General features: G+C 66.9%; 21 protein-coding genes and 2 tRNA genes. 14 read left to right on the forward strand and 9 right to left on the reverse strand.

Annotated features, from left to right (window positions below; genetic code table 11):
* Positions 1-132 precede the first annotated feature (132 nt).
* Both ACSHZY_RS06885 and ACSHZY_RS06890 read left to right on the forward strand, forming a co-directional pair.
* Positions 133-1,620 carry a SulP family inorganic anion transporter gene (locus ACSHZY_RS06885; protein ID WP_435167277.1) on the forward strand — a complete coding sequence of 496 codons (1,488 nt, stop codon included), beginning with the start codon at positions 133-135 and terminating at the stop codon, positions 1,618-1,620.
* Between the two features lie 66 nt (positions 1,621-1,686).
* A complete protein-coding gene (locus tag ACSHZY_RS06890) occupies positions 1,687-2,757 on the forward strand; it encodes an AbrB family transcriptional regulator (RefSeq protein ID WP_435167280.1) in 1,071 nt (356 codons plus the stop codon).
* Here ACSHZY_RS06890 and ACSHZY_RS06895 read toward each other — a convergent pair.
* Complete coding sequence (locus ACSHZY_RS06895; protein WP_435167283.1) at positions 2,724-4,172, reverse strand: MDR family MFS transporter; 1,449 nt, start codon at positions 4,170-4,172, stop codon at positions 2,724-2,726. The two genes, ACSHZY_RS06890 and ACSHZY_RS06895, sit on opposite strands and share 34 nt — an antisense overlap.
* A gap of 135 nt (positions 4,173-4,307) precedes the next feature.
* Here ACSHZY_RS06895 and ACSHZY_RS06900 point away from each other — a divergent pair, with 135 nt between their 5' ends.
* Positions 4,308-5,051, forward strand: a complete 744-nt coding sequence (locus ACSHZY_RS06900; protein ID WP_435167286.1) for an SDR family NAD(P)-dependent oxidoreductase — start codon at positions 4,308-4,310, stop codon at positions 5,049-5,051.
* On the opposite strand, the gene ACSHZY_RS06905 is transcribed toward ACSHZY_RS06900, so the two are convergent.
* The gene (locus ACSHZY_RS06905) at positions 5,042-6,076 is read right to left on the reverse strand and encodes a P1 family peptidase (RefSeq protein WP_435167289.1); all 1,035 of its coding nucleotides are present in this window, start codon (positions 6,074-6,076) and stop codon (positions 5,042-5,044) included. The two genes, ACSHZY_RS06900 and ACSHZY_RS06905, sit on opposite strands and share 10 nt — an antisense overlap.
* 255 nt (positions 6,077-6,331) lie before the next feature.
* Here ACSHZY_RS06905 and ACSHZY_RS06910 point away from each other — a divergent pair, with 255 nt between their 5' ends.
* Together ACSHZY_RS06910 and ACSHZY_RS06915 are read left to right on the forward strand one after the other, a co-directional pair.
* Positions 6,332-7,924, forward strand: a complete 1,593-nt coding sequence (locus ACSHZY_RS06910; RefSeq protein WP_435167292.1) for a GAF domain-containing protein — start codon at positions 6,332-6,334, stop codon at positions 7,922-7,924.
* A 53-nt stretch (positions 7,925-7,977) separates the two neighbouring features.
* A complete protein-coding gene (locus tag ACSHZY_RS06915) occupies positions 7,978-8,319 on the forward strand; it encodes a PRC-barrel domain-containing protein (RefSeq protein ID WP_435167295.1) in 342 nt (113 codons plus the stop codon).
* On the opposite strand, the gene ACSHZY_RS06920 is transcribed toward ACSHZY_RS06915, so the two are convergent.
* Both ACSHZY_RS06920 and ACSHZY_RS06925 read right to left on the reverse strand, forming a co-directional pair.
* Positions 8,320-8,721, reverse strand: coding sequence for a DUF1178 family protein (locus ACSHZY_RS06920; RefSeq protein ID WP_435167298.1), 402 nt, complete (start codon positions 8,719-8,721; stop codon positions 8,320-8,322). It lies immediately after the preceding gene.
* A gap of 27 nt (positions 8,722-8,748) precedes the next feature.
* Positions 8,749-9,204, reverse strand: a complete 456-nt coding sequence (locus tag ACSHZY_RS06925; protein ID WP_435167301.1) for an NUDIX hydrolase — start codon at positions 9,202-9,204, stop codon at positions 8,749-8,751.
* 294 nt (positions 9,205-9,498) lie between these two features.
* Between ACSHZY_RS06925 and ACSHZY_RS06930 the strand changes: the two genes are divergently transcribed.
* Positions 9,499-10,314 (forward strand): hypothetical protein, encoded by an 816-nt coding sequence (locus ACSHZY_RS06930; protein WP_435167303.1) that lies wholly within the window; start codon positions 9,499-9,501, stop codon positions 10,312-10,314.
* Positions 10,315-10,317: 3 nt separating this feature from the next.
* Here the strand turns inward: ACSHZY_RS06930 and ACSHZY_RS06935 are convergent, their stop codons facing one another.
* The 3 genes from ACSHZY_RS06935 to ACSHZY_RS06945 all read right to left on the reverse strand — a co-directional run bounded on the left by ACSHZY_RS06935 (position 10,318) and on the right by ACSHZY_RS06945 (position 13,205).
* Positions 10,318-11,994, reverse strand: coding sequence for a glycosyltransferase 61 family protein (locus ACSHZY_RS06935; protein WP_435167306.1), 1,677 nt, complete (start codon positions 11,992-11,994; stop codon positions 10,318-10,320).
* A gap of 13 nt (positions 11,995-12,007) precedes the next feature.
* Positions 12,008-12,895 (reverse strand): hypothetical protein, encoded by an 888-nt coding sequence (locus ACSHZY_RS06940; RefSeq protein ID WP_435167309.1) that lies wholly within the window; start codon positions 12,893-12,895, stop codon positions 12,008-12,010.
* A 124-nt stretch (positions 12,896-13,019) separates the two neighbouring features.
* Complete coding sequence (locus tag ACSHZY_RS06945; RefSeq protein WP_435167312.1) at positions 13,020-13,205, reverse strand: hypothetical protein; 186 nt, start codon at positions 13,203-13,205, stop codon at positions 13,020-13,022.
* Positions 13,206-13,348: 143 nt separating this feature from the next.
* Between ACSHZY_RS06945 and ACSHZY_RS06950 the strand changes: the two genes are divergently transcribed.
* The 3 genes from ACSHZY_RS06950 to ACSHZY_RS06960 all read left to right on the forward strand — a co-directional run bounded on the left by ACSHZY_RS06950 (position 13,349) and on the right by ACSHZY_RS06960 (position 15,031).
* The gene (locus tag ACSHZY_RS06950) at positions 13,349-14,761 is read left to right on the forward strand and encodes a protein adenylyltransferase SelO (protein WP_435167315.1); all 1,413 of its coding nucleotides are present in this window, start codon (positions 13,349-13,351) and stop codon (positions 14,759-14,761) included.
* Positions 14,762-14,845: 84 nt separating this feature from the next.
* Positions 14,846-14,922, forward strand: a tRNA-Asp gene (locus tag ACSHZY_RS06955).
* Between the two features lie 32 nt (positions 14,923-14,954).
* Positions 14,955-15,031, forward strand: a tRNA-Asp gene (locus ACSHZY_RS06960).
* A gap of 82 nt (positions 15,032-15,113) precedes the next feature.
* Here ACSHZY_RS06960 and ACSHZY_RS06965 read toward each other — a convergent pair.
* The gene (locus ACSHZY_RS06965) at positions 15,114-16,484 is read right to left on the reverse strand and encodes a M20/M25/M40 family metallo-hydrolase (RefSeq protein WP_435167318.1); all 1,371 of its coding nucleotides are present in this window, start codon (positions 16,482-16,484) and stop codon (positions 15,114-15,116) included.
* Positions 16,485-16,583: 99 nt separating this feature from the next.
* On the opposite strand from ACSHZY_RS06965, the gene ACSHZY_RS06970 reads away from it, so the two are divergent.
* The 4 genes from ACSHZY_RS06970 (at position 16,584) to ispG (ending at position 20,939) form a co-directional block, all read left to right on the forward strand.
* Positions 16,584-17,132: a 5-aminolevulic acid synthase gene (locus ACSHZY_RS06970; RefSeq protein ID WP_435167320.1), complete on the forward strand. Its 549-nt coding sequence runs from the start codon at positions 16,584-16,586 to the stop codon at positions 17,130-17,132.
* A gap of 137 nt (positions 17,133-17,269) precedes the next feature.
* Positions 17,270-18,490, forward strand: a complete 1,221-nt coding sequence (gene hemA, locus ACSHZY_RS06975) for a 5-aminolevulinate synthase (RefSeq protein ID WP_435167323.1) — start codon at positions 17,270-17,272, stop codon at positions 18,488-18,490.
* A 110-nt stretch (positions 18,491-18,600) separates the two neighbouring features.
* Positions 18,601-19,740 (forward strand): helix-turn-helix domain-containing protein, encoded by a 1,140-nt coding sequence (locus tag ACSHZY_RS06980; RefSeq protein ID WP_435167326.1) that lies wholly within the window; start codon positions 18,601-18,603, stop codon positions 19,738-19,740.
* A gap of 59 nt (positions 19,741-19,799) precedes the next feature.
* On the forward strand, positions 19,800-20,939 hold the full coding sequence (ispG, locus tag ACSHZY_RS06985; RefSeq protein WP_435167329.1) for a flavodoxin-dependent (E)-4-hydroxy-3-methylbut-2-enyl-diphosphate synthase: 1,140 nt from the start codon (positions 19,800-19,802) through the stop codon (positions 20,937-20,939).
* A gap of 18 nt (positions 20,940-20,957) precedes the next feature.
* Here the strand turns inward: ispG and ACSHZY_RS06990 are convergent, their stop codons facing one another.
* Positions 20,958-21,692, reverse strand: a complete 735-nt coding sequence (locus tag ACSHZY_RS06990) for a DsbA family protein (protein WP_435167332.1) — start codon at positions 21,690-21,692, stop codon at positions 20,958-20,960.
* Positions 21,693-21,806: 114 nt separating this feature from the next.
* Here ACSHZY_RS06990 and ACSHZY_RS06995 point away from each other — a divergent pair, with 114 nt between their 5' ends.
* The gene (locus tag ACSHZY_RS06995) at positions 21,807-22,988 is read left to right on the forward strand and encodes an N-acetylmuramoyl-L-alanine amidase (RefSeq protein WP_435167335.1); all 1,182 of its coding nucleotides are present in this window, start codon (positions 21,807-21,809) and stop codon (positions 22,986-22,988) included.
* The last annotated feature ends 93 nt before the right edge of the window (positions 22,989-23,081 follow it).

Consider the following 23,081-nt stretch of genomic DNA (forward strand, 5'->3'; position numbering starts at 1 on the left):
ATGACATATCATCGCATCTGCGTGACCGGCAGCTTCCCCCATGTGCGGCGGCCCATCCGGTCGATGGTCGCAGGAACGCCGACCCCTCGCAAGGGCAGACCGGGCCATTGTCGTAGAGGATTCGAAAGACCCATGACACAGACCGCAACCGCCCCCCACCGGGGCCAGGACTCGCCGTCGGCGCTGTCCGTTCTCCGCTCGCCCGCCATCCTGACACGGGAAACGCTGGCGGGCATCGTCACCGCGCTGGCCCTTGTGCCCGAGGTGATCTCGTTCTCGTTCATCTCGGGCGTGGATCCCAAGACGGCGCTGGTCGCATCGGTGGTGATGTGCCTGATCATGTCCGTCATCGGCGGGCGCCCCGCTATGGTGACGGCGGCCGCCGGATCGATCGCGCTGGTGATCGGCCCGATGGTGCACCGTTACGGCGTCGGATACATCCTGCCCACGATCCTGCTGGCCGGCGCGATCCAGATCGCCTTCGGGCTGGCGGGACTTGCGCGGCTGATGCGCTTCATCCCGCGTTCGGTGATGATCGGCTTCGTGAACGCGCTGGGCATCCTGATCTTCATGGCGCAGGTGCCGCACGTCCTGGGCGGATCGCCCGCCGTCTATGCGCTGCTGGCATTGACGCTGGCGATCGTGCTGGTTCTGCCGCGTGTCACCACGGCCGTGCCTTCGGCGCTGGTGGCGATCGTTCTGGTCACCGCCATCGCCGTCTTCGCAGGCATCGATGTCCCCAATGTCGGCGGGGAAGGGGAGATGGCGCCGGGCCTTCCGGGCCTGACCGAACTGACGGTGCCCCTGACCATGGAAACGCTGGCGATCATCTGGGCACCCGCCTTGTCGGTGGCCTTCGTGGGCCTGTTGGAATCGCTCCTGACGGCCAAGTTGGTGGACGAAATCACGGACACGCGTTCGCACAAGGGGCAGGAGTCCTGGGCGCTGGGCGTCGCCAACATCGCAGCGGGCTTTTATGGCGGGATCGCGGGCTGCGCGATGATCGGGCAGACGGTGGTCAACGTGAAGATCGGGGGCGGGCGCAGCCGCGTGTCCACGATCGTGGCGGGGCTGGTGCTTCTGCTGCTGGTCACGGGCCTGTCGGCCGTGATGGCGCGGATCCCGATGGTGGCGCTGGCCGGCGTCATGATGGTGGTGGCGGTTCAGACGATGGACTGGCACTCGGTCCGGCCGGGGACGCTGCGGCTGATGCCGCTGCCGGAAACCTTGGTCATGGCGGCCACGGTGGTGCTGACGGTCGTCACCCACAACCTCGCCATCGGCGTGATCGGCGGCGTGGTTCTGGCCGTGATGTTCTTCGCCCGCCGGGTGGCCCACGTGATCGACGTCCGGCGCCTTTCGGACGGCGCGCGGTACGAGGTGGAGGGGCCGCTCTTCTTCGGCTCCTCCAACGACCTGTTCGAGCAGTTCGATTACGCCGGCGATCCGGCCCGCGTCACCATCGACCTGAGCCGGGCGCAGATCTGGGACGCCTCAACAGTGGCGGCGCTGGATTCCATCCGCACCCGCTATGCCGAGCACGGGACGGAGGTGACCTTCGAAGGGCTGGACGCCCGCAGCGCCGCCTTCCACGACCGCCTGACGGGCCGTCTTGGTTGACAAGACGGGGCCGCCCTGCCGTAACGGGTGGGGCGGCCCACGGGCTTATGACAAAAGGATCCTCGGATGAACGGCCGCATCACCTTCGATCACTGGCCCACGCCTTGGCGCTGGGCGGGACTGATCGCCTTGGCCTTCGTGGCGGTCATCCTGTTCGAGATGCTGCGTTTTCCCGCGGCCCTGCTTTTGGGCCCCATGCTGTCCGCGATCTTTTTCGCGATCTGCGGCGGTGTGGTGCGGGTGCCGCAGGGGGCGTTTCGTGGCGCGCAGGTCATCATCGGTCTGATGATGGCCGCCAGCATTCCGCTGGACCTGGTGGGGGAGTTGCGGACCGAATGGCCCGTCTTCGTGTCGGGCATCCTGTTCAGCGTCGTGGCCGCGGGCATCCTTGGCTATTTCATGACGCGGGCGAAGCTGTTTCCCGGCACGACGGCGATCTGGGGCTCCTCCCCCGGGGCGGCGGCGGCCATGGTCCTGATGTCCGAAGCCCATGGCGCCGACATGCGGCTGGTGGCCTTCATGCAATATCTGCGGGTCGCCTGCTGCGCGCTGCTGGCCACGATCCTGGCGCGCACGATGGGGTTGGACCCGTCCGCCCCCGCGCATGACTTCTTTCCACCGACGCCCTTGGGGCCGGTGGCGCTGACGCTGGCCGTGGCGGTCGGGGTGGTGGTGCTGGGCCGCTTTGTGCGGGTTCCCGGCGGGCCGCTGGTCCTGTCGATGCTGGCCGGGGTCACGATGAAGGCCGTTGGGCTGCCGCTGGTGCTGCCGCCCGCGCTTCTGGCGCTGTGTTATGCCGTGGTCGGCTTCGGCGTCGGCCTGCGCTTCACCCCCGAGGTGGTGCGCCACGCCGCACGCGCCTTCCCGCGCACGCTCGCCTCCATCCTGACGCTGATCGCGGCCTGCGCGGCCTTCGGCTATGTCCTGCACATCGTGGCGGGGATCGATCTTCTGACCGCCCTTCTGGCGACCAGCCCGGGCGGCGCGGACACGGTGGCGATCATCGCCTCCTCTCCGGGCATGGACGTGGACGTGCCCTTCGTGATGACCATGCAGGTCGGGCGGTTCCTGTTCGTGGTGCTGACCGCGCCGACGCTGGCGCGTTACCTGTCGCGCGGGGCCCGCACGGGCGCCTGATCCATGCGGACGGTGCGCAGCGACAGGGCCGCGATCAGGCCAACCACCGCCATCGCCGCCGCGCCCAGATAGACGCGGGAAAAGGCGTGGGACCAGTCTTCGGGCGTGGCCTGCTGCAGGGGATCCATGCCCGACGCCAGCACCGCCCCGTAAACGGAGATGGCGATGGCCGCACCCCCCATCCGCGTCAGCGTAACCGATCCCGTGGCCGCGCCCACATCCCGCCGCGGGGCCGAAAGCTGCACGCCCAGGATGGGGGCCTGCTGGCCCAGCCCGATCGCGATGCCCTGGCCCAGCAGCACCAGCGCGATGGCCCACAGCGGGGTGCCGCTGCCCATGCGCGACAACAGCAGCAGCATTACGACGCTGACGGCGGTTCCGGTGACCAGGAAGGGCTTGTAGACGCCGGTGCGCGCGATCAGCCGCCCGGCCGCAAGCGATCCGGTCGCGATCCCGCCGGTGATGGCGATGAAGAACAGGCCCGCATGGGCCGGCGACAGGCCCGTGGTCATCTGCAGGAACAGCGCGTGGAAGTTCACCATCCCGATGGCAATCCCGCCCGAGGTCATGGATACGATCAGCAGGCGCGGATAAACGGAGTCGCGGAACAGGCTCAGCGGCAGGATCGGCTCGGGTGCCCGACGCTCGATCTGGATCCAGAGGAGGGCGGCGATGATCGCGACAACCGGGGGCACCAGCGCTGCCGGTACGCGGAACGAACCGAAGATCTGCCCGCTGTCGGCCCAGACGACCAGCGCGGTGATCGCCACGGCCAGCGTGGCGGCGCCCGCCCAGTCGATGACGGGGCGGCGGTCGGGGCGGATGCGCGGGAGCAGCGTGTAAAGCCCAATCAGCGCGATCAGGGCAATGGGCAGGTTCACGAAGAAGATCGACCGCCAGCCCAGGTGATCGGTCAGCACGCCGCCCACGGTGGGCCCGATGCTGCCCGACGCCATGAGGACGAGGCTGGCGAAACTTTGGTATTTCGCACGTTCGCGCGGCTCGAACAGGTCGCTGTTGATGGCGAAGATCGACACCATGATCCCGCCGCCGCCCAGGCCCTGCAGCACGCGCGCCGCGATCAGCTGGTTCATGGACCCCGCCGCCGCGCAGGCGAGGGAGCCCGCCGCGAAGATCGCGACCGCCGTCATCATGACGTATTTGCGCCCGAACAGATCGCCCAGCTTGCCATAGATCGGCATGATCGCGGCCGTCGCCAGCAGATAGGCCGAACCGACCCAGCTGAACCGCTCCATCCCGCCGAATTCGCGGATGATGGTGGGCAGGGCGGTCGACACGATCTGGTTGTCGAGCGTGGAGATGAACATGCACAGCATGAGGAAGCCGAAGACCACGCGGCGCTGCCGGTCGGACAGGCCCTGGCCGTAGGCGGGATCGGAGGATGTGGCGGACATTGGCAAGGAAACCTTTCGCGTCTGGATCAGTGGGGCAGCCCGCGCACCCTGTCAACAGCCCCCATGGCCCGAAAAAGGCTTTGCGGCTTCGGGACCCCCACCCTACGCTGCCGCCGACGCAAGAAGGAGAGCATGATGAAAACCGTTCTGATCACGGGCGCCACCGCCGGGTTCGGCCGTGAGACGGCCCGCCGCTTCGTCGCGGGCGGCTGGAAGGTCGTGGGCACGGGCCGCCGCGCCGAACGGCTGGAGGAGTTGTCGGACGAGCTGGGCGCGGGCTTTCACGGCGTCGTGTTAGACGTGACGGATGTGGCGGCCATGCGCGTCGCCCTCGGCCGTTTGCCCGCCGAGTTTGCCGGGATCGACCTGCTGATCAACAACGCCGGTCTGGCTTTGGGCATCAACCCCGTGCCGGACGTCGAAGTGGACGACTGGTTCACCATGATCGACACGAACACCAAGGGCCTTGTCGCCATCACGCAGGCGCTGCTGCCCACGCTGATCGAACGGCGGGGCGGGATCATCAACCTGTCCTCCGTCGCGGGACGCTGGCCTTATGCGGGCGGCAACGTCTATGGCGCGACCAAGGCCTTCGTGAAGCAGTTCAGCCTGAACCTGCGCGCCGACCTGCATGGCAAGGGCGTGCGCGTGACGTCGCTGGAGCCGGGCATGGCCACCAGCGAGTTCACGCTGGTCCGCACCAAGGGCAGCGCCGAGGCGCATGACAAGCTGTATTCCGGTGCGAACCCCCTGACGTCCGAGGATCTGGCCGAAACGATGTGGTGGATCGGCAACCTGCCGCCCCATGTGAACGTCAACTCGCTGGAACTGATGCCCGTCAGCCAATCCTTCGGCGGGCTGAAGGTGCATTACGACTGAAGAAAGGGCAGGGGCACGGACAAGGCGGGGATGGTGGCCGCCCGTGCCTCGGCCGTGTTCCAGCCGGTGGTCGTTGCGGCGGCGAGGAGGGAGTGGATGATCGCTTCCTCCGTCGCCTCGATCGTGGCTTCGAACAGCGGCGACATCGCGTCATTCGAGAGTTCCAGCCAAGCGGTCAGGGCGGCGCGGCGTTCGGGCGTCCGGCGCAGCGCCTCGGCCGTGGAAAAGGCCAGCGCGTAATCGCCCGAGCCGTTGGACAGGGCCGCCCCCGTGCGGGCTAGTCCGCCGAAGGCGCGTTCGGCCAGCCGCCGCAGGTTGCGGTCCGACAAGGGCGCGTCCGTCGCGATCACGATCATGATGGATCCGTCGCGATCATGTTTCGGGTCCGAGGCGACGGCCCGCCCGTCGATCTTCAGCAATCCGCCGAAGTTGCTTTGCACCAGAACGCCGATCGTCCACCCCTCCACCACGCGCGACGACGTGCCGATGCCGCCCTTCAAGCCGAAGGCGACGGTTCCGGTGCCCGCACCCACCGCGCCTTCCGGAACCGGGCCGGTCGTGGCGGCGGTCAGGGCGGCCGTGATCTCCTCCACCGTGGGGCGCCCCGCGCGGATGTCGTTCAGGCGGCTGTCATTCGTTTCCCCCACCACGGCGTTGACCGAGGTGACGCGTTCGTTGTCCGGCTGCGACAGGGTCCAGTTTAGCGACGCCTCGATCGCGCGGCCGGTGGCAAGGGTGTTGGTCAGCAGGATCGGGGCCTCGATCTCCCCCAGCTCTTGGATCTGGGTGGCGCCGACCAGCTTGCCGAAGCCGTTCAGAACGGCCAGCGCGGCGGGTGCCTTGTTCTGGAACAGGTTTCCGCCGTGGGGAAGGATCGCCGTCGCGCCGGTGCGGATGCGGTCGCCTTCGATCACGGTGGAATGGCCGACCCACACCCCGGATACGTCCGTGATCGCATTCAGGGGGCCGGGGGCGTGGCGGCCGAGGATGATGCCAAGATCGCGAAGGCGGGGACGGTTGGTCATTGCGGCAGCTCCTGTCTGGACGCTGCCGGGTTAGCGGCCCGTTCCCCGCGCCGCAAGATCAGAGGACGTAGACCAGGATGAGGATGACGACGGCGGCCGCGGCCAGCAGGGAATACCGCATCAGGCGCACGCCCCAAGGGGATGGACGAGGGGTGGGAACAGATTATCTAGCGTCATGCCATTTCCTTTTTCGCTTGCGTCGGGCCAACGAAGCCGGGCAAGAAATGTTCCTGTTGCCTTGCGGAGTTGCCATTTTTGCCCAGCGTCACGGACCGCCTCGACGTCTTGAACGCCCTCGGGATTCTGGACACGCCCGCCGAACCGGAATTCGACAACATCGTCATCGTGGCGCGGTCGCTTTGCCAGGCCCCCGTGTCGCTGATCAGCCTCGTTCACAAGGACCGGCAATGGTTCAAGGCGCGGTCGGGTTTTGATCCGCAGGAAACGCCGCTGGACCAGTCGGTATGCTTCCACGCGGTCGTTGCGGGCAACCTGCTGGTGATCCCGGATCTGACGCAGGATGCCCGGACGCGTCACAACACGCTGGTGACCCAAAGCCCGCATCTGCGGTTTTACGCCGGGGCGCCGCTGATCCTGGACGGCGTTCCGATCGGCACGCTGTGCGTGATCGACACGGTCCCGCGCCCCGATGGGCTGACCCCCGATCAGGCGCAGGCGCTGTCGGCGCTGGCCGAACAGGTTGTGTCGCAGATCCGCGCGCGCGAACGGGCCCGCCGCTGGATGGCCGAGATCGAGGCCCAAAATGCCCTGCTGCGCGTGTCGGCGGATCATGCGACGGCGCTGATCCGGCTGGGCGACCGTCTGCAGGGCCTCACCTCGCAGGAGGAGGTGGTGGAGGCGGGGTCCGCCATCATGGCCGAAACGCTTGGGGCCACGCGCGCGGGGTTCGGCATCGTCGATCCGGAACGGGAAGCGGTGGTGGTGCATCCGGAATGGCGCGCGCCGGGCGTCACCTCGTTGGCGGGGCTGCACCAGTTGCGGCATTACGGCACCTTTGTCGACGATCTGAAGCGTGGGGAGCTGGTTATCATCCCGGATGTTCAGACCGATTCGCGCACGGCCCATCACTCCAAGGCGCTGACGGCCATCGGGGTTCGCGTTCTGATCAATGTGCCTATCCTTCAGAACGGACGGCTCGTTCTGCTGGGATTTGTGCATTACGACTGGCCCCGCGCGCTGAGCGATCACGACGCCACCTTCATCCGTAACGTGGCCGACCGCATCCAGTCCACGATCGTGCAACTGCGCGCGGTGGACGACCGGCGCATCATGAACCGCGAATTGGGCCACCGGCTGAAGAACACCTTTGCCATGATCACCGCCATCGCGCGGCAGACCTTTGGCGGGCAGGACCGGGAAGCGCTGAAAAGCTTCTCCTCACGTCTCGTGGCGGTCGGGGCGGCGTATGACCTCCTGGCGCATGAACGCTGGCAGGCGACGGATCTGGCTGCGGTGGTGGGTGCCTCCATCCAGTTGGCGGGCGGCGACAAGCGGATGGTGGCGACTGGCCCGCGCGTGGCGCTGGGGGCCGATGCGGCGATGACCGCCTCGATGCTGCTGCACGAGCTGACCACGAACGCGATGAAATACGGCGCGCTTTCGGTGCCCGAAGGGCAGGTGCGGATCGACTGGACGCTGGAGGGCGAGAACGTGTGCCTGTCCTGGAGCGAAACGGGCGGCCCGACCGTCACCCGGCCCTCCCGCAAGGGGTTCGGCTCGCGCATCGTGTCCATGGGCTTGGCCGGAGATGGAGAGTCGGAGGTCGATTACGCCCCCGAGGGTTTGCGCGTCCGCGTCCGCGCCCGCCGCGACAAGCTGGGGCCGTAGGGGAACCGGGGCGGGGGCCGTTTGGTTGATCTGGACAACCAACGGAGGACATCATGGCCAGCACCACCATTTCCAGCCGTGACGTGAATGGCACGGCCGTCTACAGCCCAACCGGCGATCATCTGGGGCAGATCGACCACCTGATGATCGACAAGAAAAGCGGAACCGTCGCCTACGCCGTGCTGGGCTTTGGCGGCTTTCTGGGCCTTGGGGAAGGCCATCACCCCGTGCCGTGGCAGAAGCTGCGCTATGACACCGAACGCAACGGGTTCATCACCGACCTGACGAAAGATCAGCTGGAAGGCGCGCCCGCCCGCACAGATGGCTGGCAGGATAACCGCGACTGGGCCACGACCTTCTACGGCTATTACGGCGTGGCGCCTTACTGGATCTGATCAATTCGTGCGGCGCGTCGGCACGAAGGGAAGGGGGGCGACGGGGATGCCCTCCTCGATCAGCTGGCGCGCCTCATCCAGCCGCGCCTCTCCGTGAATGGAGCGCGAGGGGGCATCGCCGTCGTGCATCCGGCGGGCTTCGGCGGCGAAGTTCATGCCGACGTAATCGGAATTCGCTTCCACATGCCGTCGCAGATCCGCGATGACCTTTTCCCGGTCGGAAGGCGGCGCCTTCGAGGCCGTTCCAATTGACGGGGCCATCAGCGACTTTTCCACCTTGGCATCGCCGCATTCGGGGCAAGCGACATGGCCTGCCGCTTTCAGCGCGTCAAAGGCCGCGGCTGACTGGAACCAGCTTTCAAACCCGTGCCCTTGCGGGCATTTCAGTGCGTAACGGATCATCCCACACCCCTGCGACGGCGCGCAGCCCTAGTGTCCCGGCGGAACGAAACCGGCGATAAGGACTGCCAGATCCGGTTCGTGCACCTTCTGCGCGGCGACGGCAAGATCGAACCATTTGCGACGGCGCTGTTTCCGTTCGGGATAGCGTTTGGACAGGTCCGTGACGCGCACCGCATGAACGTCGACGCGGCAGGGCAAAACGACCTGCCGGTCCGTGGCCCGGTACTGGACCTTGTCGTACTGGTAGTGACCGATCCAGGGACCCACGCGGCCGGTCACGCCCGCTTCCTCCCACGCTTCGATCGCGACCGCCTTTTCATCGGACCGGTCGACCATGGGCCACCCCTTCGGAAGAACCCAGCGTCCGGTTTCTCGGCTGGTGATCAGCAGGATCTGCACGCGGTCGTTCTTCATCCGCCAGCACAGGCCGCCCAACTGGCGCTGCACGTCCGTTTCCGCAAATATGTTCAGATCGGGCTTCATCCGTTGGAAAAACTTTGCTTAGGACAGGGTGAAATATTCTTAGAATGATGGTTGTCCACCACTTGGCAAGCGATAAGCGGGTCAAAGTCCCGCAAGTGTCTGGAATCGTACAATCAAGATTTCATGGGTCGCCGGCCCCGGATCGCCCGCCGCAGGATTGGGCGTTTTGCGTTCGGATCGTCCAGCGTTCAAGCAGAAAATGATGAACAAAGGGTTAGGCCGCCGATCCCCTATCCCATGCCGCCTTAACGCTTTCCCCCATACCTTCCGCGCATCTGGAAAATGGAGGCATCAATGCTCGGGATTCATGTTGGGCTGACCACATCGTCCTTTCTGTCGACGGCGCGGGCCGTGCCTTGGACGCCCGCCCAGCTGGACGGGATCGCGGCCTGGTTCGACGCGTCCGATCCCGCCACCATGACCCTGGACGCCGACCGCCGGGTGCAGCGCTGGACCGACCGCATCGGCGGGCTGGCCTGGACGCAGGCGACGGCGTCGGCGCGGCCGGTGTTCAACGCGGCGGCCCGCAACGGGGTGGGTGGGCTTGTCCTGACGGCGGGGCAGTTCATGACCGGCGCCAGCACGGGCCTGCCGACGGGACAGACGCCGCACACCCTTCTGGTGGCGGGGCATTCGCAGGGGGCGGACACGCAATATGGGGGCATCGTAGGCTGGGGCGGGCAGGCCAAGGGCCAGTCGCGCACCCTTCAGGTGCGCGCCAAGAACACCGAGATCGGCATCTCCTTCTACCAGATCGACATCGCGTCGTCGGCCAGCTGGTCCGGCACGGAACGCACGGTGATCCACCAGATGTCCGGCGCGGCGGGAAGCCTTCAGGGCCGCTTCTTCATCGACGGAGAGTTGAGCGGCACGCATTCCATCACCGGCGTGGAAACGATCGAGGGCGGGTCTTCGTTCGGCGCGAACCTGACCAGCCAGACGACCACCGTGTCGGGCTTTCTGGCGCAGCAGGTCGTCATTTGCCGGACGGCGATTTCCGACGCGGACCGCCAGCGGCTGGAAGGCTGGGCGTCCTGGACGTCGGGCCGCGCCGGGGCGGAACTGTCCGCCACCCATCCCTACAAGATCGCACGCCCCATGCTGGGCTGAGCGTCAGGAGGCGATGCCTTCCGCGCTCCATCCTTTTTCGGCCAGAAAGGCGTTGGCCCGGCGCGGCGCCGCCTGCAGGAACGAGGCCAGCGCCTCCAGGAACATCGCGTTGTCCCCCGCCTTGCGCGCGACCGTCATCGCCCGCTTCAGCAGCGGAAGCCGGTGGGGGGCCAGATGCAGGCCCCGTCGCAGATGCACCAGCGTGTCTTCCGGCGTTTGCGCGCAGTTGGCGTGCCAGACATGCGTGTCGGCATCGTGGAAGATCAGCGTCTCGTGCCGCGTCAGGGCGTCCTGCAGAAGGTCCGTCCGCCCGTCGGCGTTCAGGGCGCGGCACTCCTCCCGCGCGCGGTCGGCGGCGTCGGGCGCCAGATGCGCGTGGATGCGGGAGGCGAGAACGTCCACCGCGAAATCCGTCATGCTGACCCCGCGCAACCCATGCTTGGAATAGACGGGCAGAACGGTCGGGTCGGGAAAGTCGTGATCCATGAAGGCGTGCAGGTACACCGCCCCTGCGGACAGGGCCAGCGGGTTGAAGTCCCCGTAACGCGCCAGCAGCGTCTGGCGATTCGACAACTCCACCGCCAGGCAACCGGGCGGCACGAACAGCATGTTCGTCATCCCCGCCCCGTGCAGCGTCACCAGGCAGTCCGCCGAGGCGACGGTGCGGGCCTGTTCTCGAACCGTCATGTCCTCGAAGAACACGGTCTCGAAGCCCAGGGGGGCAAGGCGGTCCAGCAGCCGTTCCTCCCCCAGCACGCCGCGCACGCGTTGGGAGCGGCGCTTGACGTAAAGCCGCCGCCGCCGTTCCGGCGGTCCGATGATGGCATGAACGTGCCGGCGCAGGGCGTCCACCGGTTCCTCGTAGCTGTTGGAGGCGGCGGCATACACGCCGCGCCGGTTGGCGTCCCGCGGGATCGGCGGGTCGTTCGCCGCCTCGATCCCCGGAACAAGCGCGGCCTGATACCGGAAGTGCCCCGTGTCCAGCGCCACCAGCGCGCGGCCGAAACTTTGCCAGCCGCGCCGGATCTCGATCCGGTGGGCGAGTTCGGGGAACCACGTGTCGATCAGGTCCTGCACGAAGCCCGAGGCCGTCGCCCGCGAACCGGTGGCAAAAAGGATCGGGCCGGTCAGCCCGTACCGTTCCACCAGCGTCAGAAGGGGGAACGATTCCTTCGTGAAGTGATAGAAGTTGCCGAAGTTCTTCACCTCGATCACGAAGGGAAGGTGGCGGACATCTTCGGTCGTCACCGGCAGCGGGGCCGTGTTGCGGGCGGCGCAGTCCTCGAAATAGGTGATCAGCGCCTTGTCGGGGGGCACGCCGTCGAGGGTGGGGCCGGCGGCGGCATAGCGGTTCCGCACGCGCGTGCCCCCGGCCGAACTTACGTAATATTTGCCGCACACCGTCAGATGATTGCTCATCACCCCGACATCATCGGCCACGCCCAGAACCGTCGGAAACGCGACACCCTGCGCCCAACTGCGCGTCTTAAGGACGTCGTTCCATTCGCCGAAGGTCCGCAACCGCTGTTCCAAGTCGGTGACCAGCGTCAGCCCTTCGGCCTGCAAGGGCGGGATCAGGCACGGGGTCAGATCCTCCGGCCGCAGCAGGGCGAAACCGGCGTCCAGGCCGGGAACGAAGAAGTCCGTGGGAAGGGCCTTGGCAATCTCGGGTGGGGACATTGCCGCGCGCTCCTTACAGGCCGGTGTCGGACGCGGGTTGCAGGTGCTTCATCACGCGGGCCTTTTCCTCGGGCGTCATGGCGGCCAGGATGCGGCCCAGACGCGACACCTTGTAGGCCTGGGGATGGCCCTCGGTCCGCGGGGCTTCCAGCCGGCGGAACACCTGATCCACCTCCAGCACCGGATGGCTGACCCGCAGCGAGCCGGTCTGCGCGTCAAGCTCCCTCCGCAGGGAGGGGGGATTGGTGTCGAACCAGCGGTGGCTGAACATGTCGGGCATGGCGGCCCACAGGTCCACCATCGTCCAGTCCAGCGCCACCCCCAGATTGGCCAGCACAGCCTCGTCATTGGGGGTCTGGACCTTGGCGCCCGCCGCGATCGCGGCGCGGATGTCGCGGCGCAGTTGCCGCACCGCCGGGACGTGCCGGCCGCTCAGCCGGTTCAGCGCGAAGATGCAGCCCCAGCCGGCCGAGGGGAGGGCCGTGGCCACCCCGACCGCCATCGGCTTCACCTTTTTCGGGCGTAGGGCGCAGGCCATGAAATCGGCGGTGATGGCGTTCAGCCGTCCGAAGATCGCGTCTTCCTGTCCCGCCGGAACATGCACGTCGCTTTCGATCAGCCATTGGTGGCGGCGGGGGCCGAAATCCTCGGCGATGGCGATGTGGCACAGATCGCCCATCCGCCAGCCCCAGTCATCGGGAACGGTGCCGCCCACCATGCCTTCCGCGCGGTCGCGGGTCAGCCTGGCCTTGGGCCAGCGCCCGGTGTCGACGGACCCGCGGCTTTCATCCACGCAAAGGGCGACGTTCCCCGCGCCGAACGCGATTTCCAGCTGGGTGGCCAGCCGATCCTCAACCTCGCCGAAACGATGACTTCTTATGAAGGCGATGTCGGAAGTCATGTCGGCGTCTGGCAACCCGTGCGATCAAGTCGCGGGGATTAAGGGCCAAGCGCTGCGGAAGTGTCAAGCGCAACGAAAAACGGCGCGGAGATCTCCGCGCCGTTTTCCGATGCTCGGGAAAGGCTTAGTTCACAGCGCCGATGCCGCCGCCGATCAGAGCGCCGGCGACCGGTTCGCCGCCCAGCACTTCACCCGCGACGGCGCCGCCCAGGGCGCCGGTGGCCACCCGCTGGCCGCGCGTGTTGCCGCAAGCCGAAACGGTCGCCGCGATCGCAAAGGCAGAGATGATGAGGAAAAGGGGACGTTTCATGGTGGTTCTCCTGTGACACGCGCCGGGTCATGCACCCGTGACTGGTGCGTGAATGCTTTGGGCCCGCTTTTGGTTCCCGAAAGGCCTTTGTACTGGTCATCGCAAGGGCTCGTCCCCATATCCGGATGCAGGAGGTGTCCATCATGATCCCGCTTCGCCACGACTTCGCCTCGGCCCTTCCGGGGATGTTCCTCGACTGGAAGGCCGATCCGCTGCCCCACCCGCAGGTGCTGCGGCTGAACCGCGCGCTGGCGCAGGAGCTGGGCCTTCCCGCCGACCTTCCCGCCACGCTTCTGGCCGGGCTGGAGCTGCCCGAAGGGGCGCGTCCGGTGGCGCAGGCCTATGCGGGGCACCAGTTCGGCGGCTTTTCCCCCCGCCTTGGGGACGGTCGCGCCCTGCTGCTGGGCGAGGTGACGGGCCCGGACGGGCGGCTGCACGACATCGCGCTGAAAGGGTCGGGTCGCACGCCATTTTCGCGCGGCGCGGATGGCAAGGCCGCGCTGGGCCCCGTCCTGCGCGAATACATCGTGGCCGAGGCGATGCACGCCATGGGCATTCCCACCACCCGTGCCCTGGCCGTCCTGACCACGGGGGAGGAGGTACTGCGCGAGGATGGTCCCCTGCCGGGCGCGGTTCTGGTGCGCGTCGCGTCCAGCCATCTGCGGGTCGGGTCCTTCCAGTATCTGGCCGCGCAGGGCGACGCGGAGGGGGTGAAGCGTTTGGCCGACTATGCCATTGCGCGGCACTATCCCCATCGTGCGGGCGATTACGAAGGGTTCTTTGCCGACGTGGCCGCCGCGCAGGCGCGCCTGATCGCGCAATGGATGCTGGTCGGGTTCGTGCATGGCGTGATGAACACCGACAACATGACCATCTCGGGCGAAACGATCGATTACGGGCCCTGCGCCTTCATGGAAGGCTATGCGCCGGGAACGGTCTATTCCTCCATCGACCGGCAGGGCCGCTATGCCTATGCCAACCAGCCGCTGATTCTGGGCTGGAACCTTGCCCGTCTGGCCGAAACGCTTCTGCCCCTGATCGACGCCGACGAAACCCGCGCGGTGGACCGGGCGACCCAGATCCTCGAAGGCGTGGCCGGCACCTATCAGGACGCCTGGCTGACGGGGATGAGGGCGAAGCTGGGGCTGGACGGGGCGGAGCCGGCCGACCGCGCCCTGGCCGAGGAGTTTCTGGATGGAATCGAGGGCGCGGACTGGACGCTGTGCTTCCGCCGCCTGTCGCAGTGCATCCAGGATGACACGCCGCTGCGCGCGCAGTTGTTCAAGGATCATTGGCTGGAAAGCTGGCTGCCCCGCTGGCGCGCGCGCCTTGCGCCGGATGCGGCAACGCGCATGGATGCGGTGAACCCCCTCTACATTCCGCGGAACGAGAAGGTGGAGGAAGCGCTCGCCGCCGCCCATCACGGCGACATGGCCCCGTTCGAGCGGTTGCTGGACGCCGTGTCCGATCCCTTCACCGAGCGGGAGGGCCTTGAAAACCTTGCCCTTCCGGCCTCCGAAGGGTTCGGCCGCTACAGAACCTTCTGCGGGACGTGAAATTTCCGCGGATCAGCGCTTGACGGGGCGCGCGGGTCTGCGTAATACGCACCTCACGTTCGGCGGGTCCGGACGGTGAAAGTTGCGGTTGTAGCTCAGTTGGTTAGAGTACCGGCCTGTCACGCCGGGGGTCGCGGGTTCGAGCCCCGTCAACCGCGCCACTTTCACCCGAAATGCCCGTTGCCGTTGGAATGCGGTTGTAGCTCAGTTGGTTAGAGTACCGGCCTGTCACGCCGGGGGTCGCGGGTTCGAGCCCCGTCAACCGCGCCATTCCACGAAAAAGGCGGCTCCGCAAGGAGCCGCCTTTTCGCTTTTCCAGATCAGGAAAAGGGGGCCGAAGCCCCCGTTGATGTCACATCAGCTTGTCCAGAATCCGCGCCCAGGACCGGATGCCCTTGTGGAAGCTTTCCACGTCGTACTTCTCGTTCGGGGAATGCATCTGGTCGTCGTCGCGGCCAAAGCCGATCAGCATCGCGTCCATGCCGAGGATGTCCTTGAAATACCCCGCGATCGGGATCGACCCGCCGGCGCCGACATAGGCGGCCTCCGTGCCCCATTCCTCGGACAGGGCCTTGCGGGCCTTCTCGAAGGCCGGATCGTCGATGGACATCACGCTGGCGGGCGATCCGTTGACGTCCTTGAATTCCACAGAACAATCGGCGGGAAGCTGGGCCTTGAACCACGCCTCGAACGCGTTGTTGATCTTGTCCGGGTCCATCTTCGACACGAGGCGGAAGCTGATCTTGGCATGCGCCTCGGCCGGCAGCACGGTTTTGAAGCCCGCGCCGGTATAGCCGCCCCAGATGCCGTTGATTTCGGCCGTGGGACGGGACCAGATCTGTTCCAGCGGGGTGCGGTCCTGTTCGCCGGCGGGCACCGACAGGTCCACGTCACCCAGGAAGGCCGCATGGTCGAAGGCGAGGTTCTGCCATTGCTGGCGCACCGCGTCCGGCAACTCCTCCACATCGTCGTAGAAGCCGGGGATCGTGACGCGCCCCTGATCGTCGTGCAGGGTGCCGAGGATCTTCGTCAGCACCCGGATCGGGTTCATCGCCGGTCCGCCGAACATGCCCGAATGCAGGTCCTTGTTGGCCGCGTGGACCGTCAGCTCGCATTTCGACAAGCCGCGCAGCATGGTCACGATGGCCGGCGTCTTGGAATCGAACATGCCCGTGTCGCAGATCAGCGCGATGTCGGAGCGCAGTTCCTCCGCATTCTCCTGCATGAACGGGATGAGGGACGGGGAGCCGGACTCCTCCTCACCTTCAAGGAAGATGGTGATGCGGCCGGGCAGGGTGCCATGGACGGTCTTCCACGCGCGGCAAGCCTCGATGAAGGTCATCAGCTGGCCCTTGTCATCGGCCGAGCCGCGACCGCGGATGACGCGGCCCTTGGCGGTGTCCTGCACTTGCGGATCGAAGGGGTCGCGGTCCCACAGGTTCAGCGGATCGACCGGCTGCACGTCGTAATGGCCATAGAACAGGATGTGCGGGCCCGTCGTGCCCGCATGGGCCACGACCATGGGGTGCCCGGGAGTCATGCGCTTGGCGGCGTCGAAGCCGATGGTCTTCAGATCCTCCACCAGCCAGTCGGCGGCGCGGTCGCAATCGGCCTTGAAGGCGGGATCGGTGGAAATCGACGGGATGCGCAGCAGCTCCAGCAGGCGGTCCGTCGCCTCGGGCAGCGAATGGTCGATGGTGTCCAGCACCGATGGCAGCGACATGGCGTTCTCCTTCTTGGTGGGGCGCAGCCTATCAGCCGGGCGGCCCCTGTCCAGACCCGCACCCCTGCGCTATGTTTGCCGCAAAACCGGAGGTTCACGATGAAATACTGGGTTCTGGCCGCCACGCTTCTGGCCACCGCCGCATCTGCGCAGACGATGGGGCTGCGCGAACTGCGCGGCATGCTGTATCCGAAAGCGGATGCCGAGGTGGAGATCCTGCCCAAGGATTACCTGCCCGCCGATCAGGCGGCGCTTCTGCGCCAAGTGGGCGCGCAGCAGGCCTATTACGGGGCGATCGCCATTTCCCCGGACGAAGGGATCATGGTGCAGGCCACGGTCGCAGCCGCGAACTACCACAACACGGACACCGCCTCGGTCGCCGCGCTGCGCGACTGCAACGCCAAGCGCAAGGCCCCCCGCGCGTGCGAGATCGTGGGCTATATCCGCCCCGCCGGATGGCAGCCGCAGCCGGTGCAGCTGTCGCAAGCCGCCACGCAGGCCTTTGTGGACGATTTCCGGGGCAACGCGCCCAAGGCCTTCGCCATCTCTCCGACCACGGGCGAATGGGGTCTGGCCAAGGGCGGCAGCGCCGCGGCCGACGCGGTTCAGGCCTGCGGTGCGGGCTGCCAGATCCTGATCCAGAACTGACGTCCCGTCGGGTCGGGTATGTCATATTGTCCAGTTTCCCCCGTGACCTGCGCGTAATAAACGGTCACAGTTGAATCGGACGGACCCCGGCCCGCCCATGACCCAGCCCCCGCAAAAGGGCGCAAGGGAGATGGTTGATGAATTACGATCTTGCACTCGACACGGCCCTGAACCGGCTGCACGAAGAAGGGCGCTACCGCACCTTCATCGACATCGAACGCCGGCAGGGCGCGTTCCCGCACGCGGTGCGCCGTCGGCCAGACGGGTCGGAGCAGGACATCACCGTGTGGTGCGGCAACGACTATCTGGGCATGGGCCAGCATCCGGCCGTGCTGGGGGCGATGCACAAGGCGCTGGACGCCACCGGCGCGGGATCGGGCGGCACGCGCAACATCTCGGGCACGACGCTGTATCACAAGGAGCTTGAGGCCGAGATCGCGGACCTGCACGGCAAGGAAGCGGCCCTCGTCTTCACCTCCGCCTACATGGCCAACGACGCGACGCTGCAAACGCTGCCGAAGCTGTTCCCGGGCCTGGTGATCGTTTCGGACGAGCTGAACCACGCGTCGATGATCCAGGGCATCCGCAACGGGCGCGGCGAAAAGGTCGTGTTCCGCCACAACGACGTGGCCCACCTGCGCGAGATCCTGGAAGGCCTGCGCGGCCGTCCGATCCTGATCGCGTTCGAATCGATCTATTCCATGGACGGCGATTTCGGCCCCATCGCCGAAATCTGCGATCTGGCGGACGAGTTCGGCGCGCTGACCTATCTGGACGAGGTGCACGCCGTCGGCATGTACGGCCCCCGCGGTGCGGGCGTGGCCGAACGCGACGGGCTGATGGACCGCATCGACATCATCAACGGAACGCTGGGCAAGGCCTTCGGCGTCTTCGGCGGCTATATCGCGGGCACCGCGAAGATGCTGGACGCCGTCCGCTCCTATGCGCCGGGGTTCATCTTCACCACGTCCATCCCGCCCGCCGTGGCGGCCGGGGCGGCGGCGTCGATCCGTCACCTGAAGGCCGACAACGCGCTGCGCGAGGCGCACCAGACGCAGGCCCGCGTCCTGAAGATGCGCCTGAAAGGCCTGGGTCTGCCGATCATCGACCACGGCAGCCATATCGTGCCGGTGCATGTGGGCAATCCGGTGCACTGCAAGATGCTGTCGGACATGCTGCTGGAAGATCACGGCATCTATGTCCAGCCGATCAACTTCCCCACGGTGCCGCGCGGCACGGAACGGCTGCGCTTCACGCCGTCCCCGGTGCATGGTCCGCGCCAGATGGACGCACTTATTCGGGCGATGGACTCGCTTTGGAATCACTGTGCGCTAAATCGTGCCGAGATGTCAGCCTGAAGATATCCGCAGATGCAATGCTCTCTGCGCTGTGATAATTCCATCCGGCAAGGCGCGCGCTGAGTCGGAACGAACGACTCGGTCATCTCTGGGGCAGGACGAAGACAATAATGATCTGGCGGAGGACCTCCCCTTCGACGGTGGACGGCGACAAACCCAAGGGGTTTGACGATTTCGAACTGCGTCTTGGCGATTTGATGCGGGGCGAACGTGCCACGCTCGGAAAATCCCTTCTGGATGTGCAACGGGAGTTGCGCATCAAGGCCACCTACATCGCCGCCATCGAAAATTGCGACCTGACGGCTTTCGAAAGCCAGGGCTTCATCGCGGGCTACATCCGGTCCTATGCCCGCTATCTGGGGATGGATCCGGAAGCGGCCTATCAGAAGTTCTGTCTGGAAGCGAATTTCACGCTGCATCACGGCATGGCCACGGAGGCCTCGCCCAAGCGTCCGGTGCCGGTCCGCACCAAGGATCCTCTGGCCGATCCCAATCCCAGGTTCCTGCCGCGCAACCGCAGCTTCGCCTCGCAGATCGACCTGCGGGCCGTCGGGTCGGTGCTGGTTCTGGCGCTGCTGATCGGCGGCATCGGTTACGGCGGATGGTCCGTCCTGAAGGAAGTGCAGCGCGTGCAGCTGGCCCCCGTCGACCACGCGCCCGAGGTGGTGGCCGAGATGGACCCGCTGCAGGGCGTCGCGACGGACGTGGCGACCGATGTCCTTCCCGCGGCCGGTGACGTTCCCAAGACCGACCTGATGACACGGCTGTACCGTCCGCGCGATCAGGCGCTGGACGTGCCGGTTCTGGTGGCGCGCGACGGTCCGATTGCTGCCATCGATCCGCGTCAGACCCAGCTTGCCGCGGCCGAGCCGTTCGGGCCGGCCCTTCCGGCCGCCGAACCGCCGCAGGTCATCGCGGCGCAGGCCCCGGCGGTGGAAATCCTTGCCGTGCGTCCGGCATGGGTGCGCGTGCAATCGGCCGATGGCACCGTGCTGTTCGAAAAGATCCTTGGCGCCGGCGAACGGTACGAGGTTCCGCAGATGGAAGAACCGGCACGCCTTCGGGCGGGCAATTCCGGTTCGGTCTATTTCGCGGTGAACGGCAAGACCTATGGTCCGGCGGCCGAAGGCGCACGCGTCGTCAAGAACATCGAGCTGTCCTCGGACGCCCTGACGGGAACGTTCGCGGCGGCGGTTCTGGATCAGGACGCCGATCTGGCCCGCATTCTGACCGCACAGGCGACCGAGTGACGGTTGCCCCCGTGCGGCCCTGCGCCTATGTTGGGCGCTGAGGCAGAGCGGAGTTTTCCATGTCCTTGAATCACGTCCGTCCCTGGCGCAACATCTACCGTCGCAAGTCGCGGCAGATCATGGTGGGAAATGTGCCGGTGGGGGGCGATGCGCCGATCTCGGTGCAGACCATGACCAACACCCTGACGCATGACGTGCGGGCGACCATCGCGCAGATCCAGGCCGCCGCCGCAGCCGGCGCCGACATCGTGCGCGTGTCCGTCCCGGACGAGGAATCGTCGGCCGCGCTGAAGCACATCGTCGCCGAAAGCCCGGTCCCGATCGTCGCCGACATCCACTTCCACTACAAGCGCGCCATCGAATCCGCGATCGCGGGCGCGGCCTGCCTGCGCATCAACCCCGGCAACATCGGGGATGAAAAGCGCGTGAAGGAGGTCATCAAGGCCGCCAAGGACTACGGCTGCTCCATCCGCATCGGCGTGAACGCAGGTTCGCTGGAACGCCACCTGCTGGAGAAGTACGCCGAGCCGTGCCCCGAGGCGATGCTGGAATCCGGCATGGATCACATCAAGATCCTGCAGGACAACGACTTCCACGAATTCAAGATCAGCGTGAAGGCCTCGGACGTGTTTCTGGCCGCGGCGGCCTATCAGCAGATCGCCGAAGCCACGGACGCGCCGATCCACCTTGGCATCACCGAAGCCGGCGGCCTCGTGTCGGGCACGGTGAAATCCGCCATCGGCCTTGGCAACCTGCTGTGGATGGGGATCGGCGACACGATCCGCGTGTCCCTGTCGGCCGATCCGGTGGAAGAGGTGAAGATCGGGTACGAGATCCTGAAGTCGCTGGGCTTGCGCCATCGCGGGGTCACGATCATCTCCTGCCCCTCCTGCGCGCGTCAGGGGTTCGACGTCATCAAGACCGTCGCCGCGCTGGAGGATCGTCTGGCCCATGTCACCACGTCCATGAGCCTGTCGATCATCGGCTGCGTCGTGAACGGGCCCGGTGAGGCGCTGATGACCGATATCGGCTTCACCGGCGGCGGGGCGGGGAACGGCATGGTCTATCTGGCAGGCAAGCAAAGCCACCGGATGTCCAACGACCAGATGATCGAACACATCGTGGAAGAGGTCGAAAAGAAGGCCGCCCAGATCGAGGCCGAAAAGGCCGCCGGCGACGCGGTTCAGGCGGCGGAATAAGCACCCGCCGCCGGGCCTTCATCCCTTGCGCTGGTCGGCCACGACCTGCGCCATTCCTGTTTCGGGGACATAGCCGCGCAGCATCGTCTGATCGATGACGAAGGTGGGGGTGCCTTGGATCTGCAGCGTCTGGGCGAGCGCGTGGTTGTCGGCGATGACCTTGCTCACCTCGGCGCTGTCCATCTTCGGCTGCACGGTCGCCCAGTCCAGTTTCAGATCGCCCGCGATGCGCTTCAGCGCCGCTTCGTTCACGTCGCCGCGCAGGGCGTAGAACTGGTCGTGAACCTTCTTGTAGGCCTCGTCCCCCGCCGTCATCTTCACCGCCAGCGCGAAGCGCGAGGCCAGCACCGACTGCTCGCCCAGGATCGGGAGCTCCTTCAGCACGAAGCGGATGTTGCCGTCCTTGGCCACGAGGCTGTCCACCTCGGCCGAGGCCTGACGGCAATAGCCGCAGCGGTAGTCCATGAACTCCACCACCGTGACGTCGCCCTGCGGGTTGCCGCCCACCCAGTCCGCGCCGCTGTGGAAGATCGCGTCGGCGTTCTGGCTGACCAGATCCTCATCCGCGGTCGCCTGCTGTTGCTGTTGGCGCTGGTCCAGCACCTGGATCGCTTCCATCAGCACCTCCGGATGCTCCATCAGATAGGAGCGGACTTCGGAGCGGAAGACCTGACGCTCGGCGTCGGTCATGTCCTGGGCCAGGGCGGGCAGGGCGATCGTCGTGGCAAGCGCGGCAAGTGCAAGGCGTTTCATCGGGATCTCCTGAATGTCGCGCGGCAGGGAACACCGGACGCGCCGGAATGGCAAGTGTTGACCTTGGCGCCGGATGTGGCGAACAGGGGCTTGGGACAAGTTTGGGGGCAGGGGATGCAGGTTTCAAGGCGGGTGTGGCTGGCGCTGGCCCTGTGGCTGGGCTTCGGCACGATCGCGCTGGCCGAGGCGCAGCTGGAACGCGGATCCCTGCGCGAAGGCTGGGGCGGCGGGGTGGAGGTGTCGCTGATCCTGAGCGGACCGGCCCCGTGGCGTGCCCGGATGCTGGCCGATCCGCCGCGGCTTGTGCTGGATTTCCGCGACACCAGCATCGCGGAGGTGCCCTTCGCCCCCCGCAAGCGCGTCACGGCGGTGGAGGCGGGGGCGATCCGCCCCGGCTGGTCGCGCATCGTCCTGACGCTGGGCGGCCCCTATGCCATCACGGCGGCCGAGATGCGGGTGCGCGATGACGCGACGGTTCAGGTCGCGCTGGAACCGGCGGACGAGGCCGCCTTTCGCGTCGCTGCCCTTCGCCCCGAGCCGGAGGAATGGACCTTGCCCAAGGAACCGCCGCCCCCCGTGCCGGAAGGCGACGGGCCGCTCCTGGTGATGCTGGACCCCGGTCATGGCGGGATCGACCCCGGGGCCCAGCATGACGGGCTGACCGAAAAGGCCCTGACGCTGTCCTTCGCGCAGGAGCTGAAGCGCCTTCTTGTGGCGGATCAGGGGTTCCGCGTGGCCCTGACGCGTGAGGATGACCGTTTCGTGCCCTTGGAAACGCGCCTGACCCTGGCGCGGCAGGCGGGGGCCGACGTGTTCCTGTCCCTTCACGCCGACGCCGTCCGGGAAGGGGAGGCGACGGGCGCCACGCTTTACACCCTCGCGGATCATGCCACGGACCGTGCCGCGCAGATCATGGCGGCCTGGCACGACCGGACGGACATTCTGGCCGGGGTGGACCTGACGCACAACGACGACACCGTGGCGGGCGTGCTGATGGACATGGCGCGCGTGGAAACCGCGCCCCGCACGGAACGGCTGGCGCGGTCGCTGGAAAGCGCGATGAAGGCGCAGCGGATCGACATGCACCGTCACCCCCGTCAGGCGGCCGACTTCGCCGTGCTGAAGGCGCCCGACATGCCTTCCGCGCTGGTGGAGCTGGGGTTCCTGTCCTCGGCCGCCGACCGCGCGAACCTGCGGGACGCGGCGTGGCGGGCGCGGATGGCGGCGGCGATCCGCGACGGGCTGAAGATGTGGGCGGCCAAGGACGCCGCGATCCGCCCCGGCCTGCGGCGGTAGATCGCGCGTTTGTCACACGGGCAGGGCAAGCGCGTTTTGACCTTGCCGCCCTCCCGGAGTATATACGCCTCTGCACTGTCGCGAGGGGCGTTT

It is taken from the genome of Falsirhodobacter sp. 1013, assembly GCF_051195255.1.
GTDB lineage: Bacteria > Pseudomonadota > Alphaproteobacteria > Rhodobacterales > Rhodobacteraceae > Falsirhodobacter.

Coding starts and splice junctions, on each gene's coding strand:
- ACSHZY_RS06885 (WP_435167277.1), top strand. CDS start 133: ATGACACAGACCGCAACCGCCCCCCACCGGGGCCAGGACTCGCCGTCG.
- ACSHZY_RS06890 (WP_435167280.1), top strand. CDS start 1,687: ATGAACGGCCGCATCACCTTCGATCACTGGCCCACGCCTTGGCGCTGG.
- ACSHZY_RS06895 (WP_435167283.1), bottom strand. CDS start 4,172: ATGTCCGCCACATCCTCCGATCCCGCCTACGGCCAGGGCCTGTCCGAC.
- ACSHZY_RS06900 (WP_435167286.1), top strand. CDS start 4,308: ATGAAAACCGTTCTGATCACGGGCGCCACCGCCGGGTTCGGCCGTGAG.
- ACSHZY_RS06905 (WP_435167289.1), bottom strand. CDS start 6,076: ATGACCAACCGTCCCCGCCTTCGCGATCTTGGCATCATCCTCGGCCGC.
- ACSHZY_RS06915 (WP_435167295.1), top strand. CDS start 7,978: ATGGCCAGCACCACCATTTCCAGCCGTGACGTGAATGGCACGGCCGTC.
- ACSHZY_RS06920 (WP_435167298.1), bottom strand. CDS start 8,721: ATGATCCGTTACGCACTGAAATGCCCGCAAGGGCACGGGTTTGAAAGC.
- ACSHZY_RS06925 (WP_435167301.1), bottom strand. CDS start 9,204: ATGAAGCCCGATCTGAACATATTTGCGGAAACGGACGTGCAGCGCCAG.
- ACSHZY_RS06930 (WP_435167303.1), top strand. CDS start 9,499: ATGCTCGGGATTCATGTTGGGCTGACCACATCGTCCTTTCTGTCGACG.
- ACSHZY_RS06935 (WP_435167306.1), bottom strand. CDS start 11,994: ATGTCCCCACCCGAGATTGCCAAGGCCCTTCCCACGGACTTCTTCGTT.
- ACSHZY_RS06940 (WP_435167309.1), bottom strand. CDS start 12,895: ATGACTTCCGACATCGCCTTCATAAGAAGTCATCGTTTCGGCGAGGTT.
- ACSHZY_RS06945 (WP_435167312.1), bottom strand. CDS start 13,205: ATGAAACGTCCCCTTTTCCTCATCATCTCTGCCTTTGCGATCGCGGCG.
- ACSHZY_RS06950 (WP_435167315.1), top strand. CDS start 13,349: ATGATCCCGCTTCGCCACGACTTCGCCTCGGCCCTTCCGGGGATGTTC.
- ACSHZY_RS06965 (WP_435167318.1), bottom strand. CDS start 16,484: ATGTCGCTGCCATCGGTGCTGGACACCATCGACCATTCGCTGCCCGAG.
- ACSHZY_RS06970 (WP_435167320.1), top strand. CDS start 16,584: ATGAAATACTGGGTTCTGGCCGCCACGCTTCTGGCCACCGCCGCATCT.
- hemA (WP_435167323.1), top strand. CDS start 17,270: ATGAATTACGATCTTGCACTCGACACGGCCCTGAACCGGCTGCACGAA.
- ACSHZY_RS06980 (WP_435167326.1), top strand. CDS start 18,601: ATGATCTGGCGGAGGACCTCCCCTTCGACGGTGGACGGCGACAAACCC.
- ispG (WP_435167329.1), top strand. CDS start 19,800: ATGTCCTTGAATCACGTCCGTCCCTGGCGCAACATCTACCGTCGCAAG.
- ACSHZY_RS06990 (WP_435167332.1), bottom strand. CDS start 21,692: ATGAAACGCCTTGCACTTGCCGCGCTTGCCACGACGATCGCCCTGCCC.
- ACSHZY_RS06995 (WP_435167335.1), top strand. CDS start 21,807: ATGCAGGTTTCAAGGCGGGTGTGGCTGGCGCTGGCCCTGTGGCTGGGC.